The organism is Propionivibrio sp., assembly GCF_017995515.1.
Taxonomy (GTDB): Bacteria; Pseudomonadota; Gammaproteobacteria; order Burkholderiales; family Rhodocyclaceae; genus Propionivibrio.
In genome coordinates this window covers 26,369-28,916 of record NZ_JAGOIT010000040.1, presented here as the reverse complement: position 1 = coordinate 28,916, position 2,548 = coordinate 26,369, and the positions used below count along the sequence as shown (strand labels likewise).

The following is a 2,548-nucleotide window of genomic DNA, read 5'->3' as shown; positions in this document are numbered from 1 at the left end:
CGGCTGGCGTAGTGCGCCATCTCGGGCTCGTGCGTAACCATCAGGACGGTGATGCCGTGCTCGCGGTTGAGTGATACCAGCAGATCCATGATCTCGTGTCCGCGCTGGCTGTCGAGGTTGCCGGTCGGTTCGTCGGCGAGCAAGACGAGCGGGCGGGTGACGATGGCGCGGGCGATGGCGACGCGCTGTTGCTGGCCGCCGGAGAGTTCGGCCGGCGTGTGGTGCTCCCAGCCGGTCAGGCCGACCATCGCCAGCGCCTCGCGCGACGCGGCGTGGCGGTGCTTGGCGTCTTCACCGCGATAGAGCAGCGGCAGCTCGACGTTCTCCTGCGCCGAAGTCCGGGCGAGCAGATTGAAACCCTGGAAAACGAAGCCGAGGTAGTGGCGGCGCAAGAGCGCGCGCTGGTTGCGCGTGAGCTGGTCGACGCGCACATTCCTGAAGACGTAGGCGCCGGTGGTCGGCGCGTCGAGGCAGCCGAGGACGTTGAGTGCCGTCGATTTGCCCGAACCGCTCGGTCCCATGATGGCCACGAATTCGCCCTCGCGGATGGCGAGATCGACGCCGCGTAGCGCCTGGAAGGCGGCAACGCCCTCGCCATAGGTCTTGGTGACTTGCTGGAAGGCGATCAGCGCGTCCTGGGACTCGGCACTCACTTTTTCGCTTCCTGATAGTCGGTGATGACGGCCATGCCGGCCTTCAGGTCGCCGCCGGTGATCTCGGTCTGCCGGCCGTTGCTGGCGCCGACCGTGACCGATACCGGTCTGGGCTGGTCGTTGTCGAGCACCCAAACCTGCGGCTCGGCGGCGCTGCTCTTCTTGACCTGGGGCTTCTTCTGCTGCGGTGGGCGCGGCATCAGGCGCGAGATGAAACTCCCCTGCGGCCCGGCTTCGGCGGTACTTGGCGGAGAAAAGCGCAGCGCGGCGTTGGGCACCGTGAGCACGTTCTCGCGATTCGCCGTGACGATGCGCGCCGTCGCCGTCATGCCCGGCCTCAACGCCAGATCGTCGTTGGCGACGCTGAGTACCGTCTTGTAGGTGACGACGTTGTCGGTCGTCGTCGAGCCGATGCCGACGCGCTGCAAGGTTGCCGGGAAGTCACGGTTCGACCAGGCCGAGACGGTGAAGCTCGCCGGCTGGCCGACCTGCACGCTGCCGACGTCCGCTTCGTCGACCTTCACCTGCAGTTCCATCCTGGTCAGGTCTTCGGCAAGGGTGAACAACACCGGCGTCGTCATCGTCGCCGCAACCGTCTGTCCCGGCTCGACCTCGCGCGTGAGCACGACACCGTTGATCGGCGCGCGGATGACGGCCTTGGCGATGTTCGTTTCGTCCGACTTGAGTGTCGCCTGCGCCTGGACGACAGTTGCCTTGGCACTGTCGACGTTGGCAACGGCGCGTTGATGGCTGGCCTCGGCCGCTTCGAGCTCGGTCTTCGACGGCACCTTGCCGCCCGAGAGTTCAGCCACGTGGCGCAGGCGATTGAGATTGGCGCGCGATTCGGCGGCCGTGGCTTCCATCTGCGCGACGTTGGCTTGCGCCGCGGCAACGGCGGCGCGCGATTTCGCGGCGGTATCCTGCAACCTGGAGGTATCGAGACGGGCGATGATCTGACCCTGTTTCACCGTGTCGTTTTCGTTGACCAGCACGGTTTCGAGCGTGCCCGAAAGCTCGCTGCCCACGTCGACCGAGCGCGTCGGCTGCAACGTGCCGCTCGCCGAGATGGTGACGACCAGTTTGCCGGTCGTCGCCTCCTCGGTCAGATACTGGCCCTGCGGCGCGCCGTTGCCGCCGGCGAACAGGAAATAGGCGGCGACCGCGACGACGAGGGCGCCGCCAACCAGGTAGCGCTTCTTGCCGCCCGGGCGCGACGGGGCGCCTGTCTTGAGGAAGTCGGGGAGTTCGGGGTGCTCGGTCATCTTATTCATGTTGTTCGTGTTCTTTTCGGGTAGCAGGCGCAAATTGACGTTCGTGTAAGCAACTGACGGATCTCTACCACCGCTCGCCCTGAGCTTGTCGAAGGGCACGATGCCCACAGTGCGCCTGTTCATGCCCTTCGGCAGGCTCAGGGCAGGATTCGACAGGCTCACCACGAACGGTAACTGGGTTGTCGGTCGCGATTGCGAGTCTCCGGAACAATCTCACGCCTCCGTGCTCTGCCAGCCGCCGCCCAGCGCCTTGTAGATCTGAATGGCAGCGGTCAGCAGGTCTGCATTGGCGCTCGCAAGCGCGTCTTCGGCGCTGAGGCGGGTGCGGTCGGTATCGAGCACCTTCTGGAAGTCGGCGGCGCCCGCCTGGTACAGGGTGCGCGCAAGGTCGTTGGCACGGCGCGCCGACTCGGCCGCTTTCTGCCGGGCCTCGACGCGCTGGCGGCCGACGGCGTAGGCGGTCAGGGCGTTCTCGACGTCCTCGAACGAGGTGAGGATGGCCTTCTCGTAGGCGATCAGCGCCTGCTCCTGCACCGCGTCCTGCACGGCAATGCGGCTTGTGATGCGGCCGCCGTCGAACAGCGTCCAGGCCAGGCTGCCGACCAGCGAGGAAACAACGCCGTC

3 protein-coding genes are annotated in these 2,548 nt (G+C 66.4%); all 3 read right to left on the bottom strand.

The window, feature by feature from the left end; translation table 11 throughout:
• Positions 1–653 (bottom strand): ABC transporter ATP-binding protein (locus KBA32_RS08545; protein WP_294357492.1); only part of this gene is annotated, 653 nt, incomplete at its 3' end.
• Complete coding sequence (locus KBA32_RS08540) at positions 650–1,924, bottom strand: efflux RND transporter periplasmic adaptor subunit (RefSeq protein ID WP_294357490.1); 1,275 nt, start codon at positions 1,922–1,924, stop codon at positions 650–652. The genes KBA32_RS08545 and KBA32_RS08540, both read right to left, overlap by 4 nt.
• Before the next feature lie 213 nt (positions 1,925–2,137).
• Positions 2,138–2,548 (bottom strand): TolC family protein (locus KBA32_RS08535; protein WP_294357488.1); only part of this gene is annotated, 411 nt, incomplete at its 5' end.

Excerpts from the sequence above, each read along its gene's own strand:
- KBA32_RS08540 (WP_294357490.1), bottom strand. The coding sequence starts at position 1,924 with ATGAATAAGATGACCGAGCACCCCGAACTCCCCGACTTCCTCAAGACA.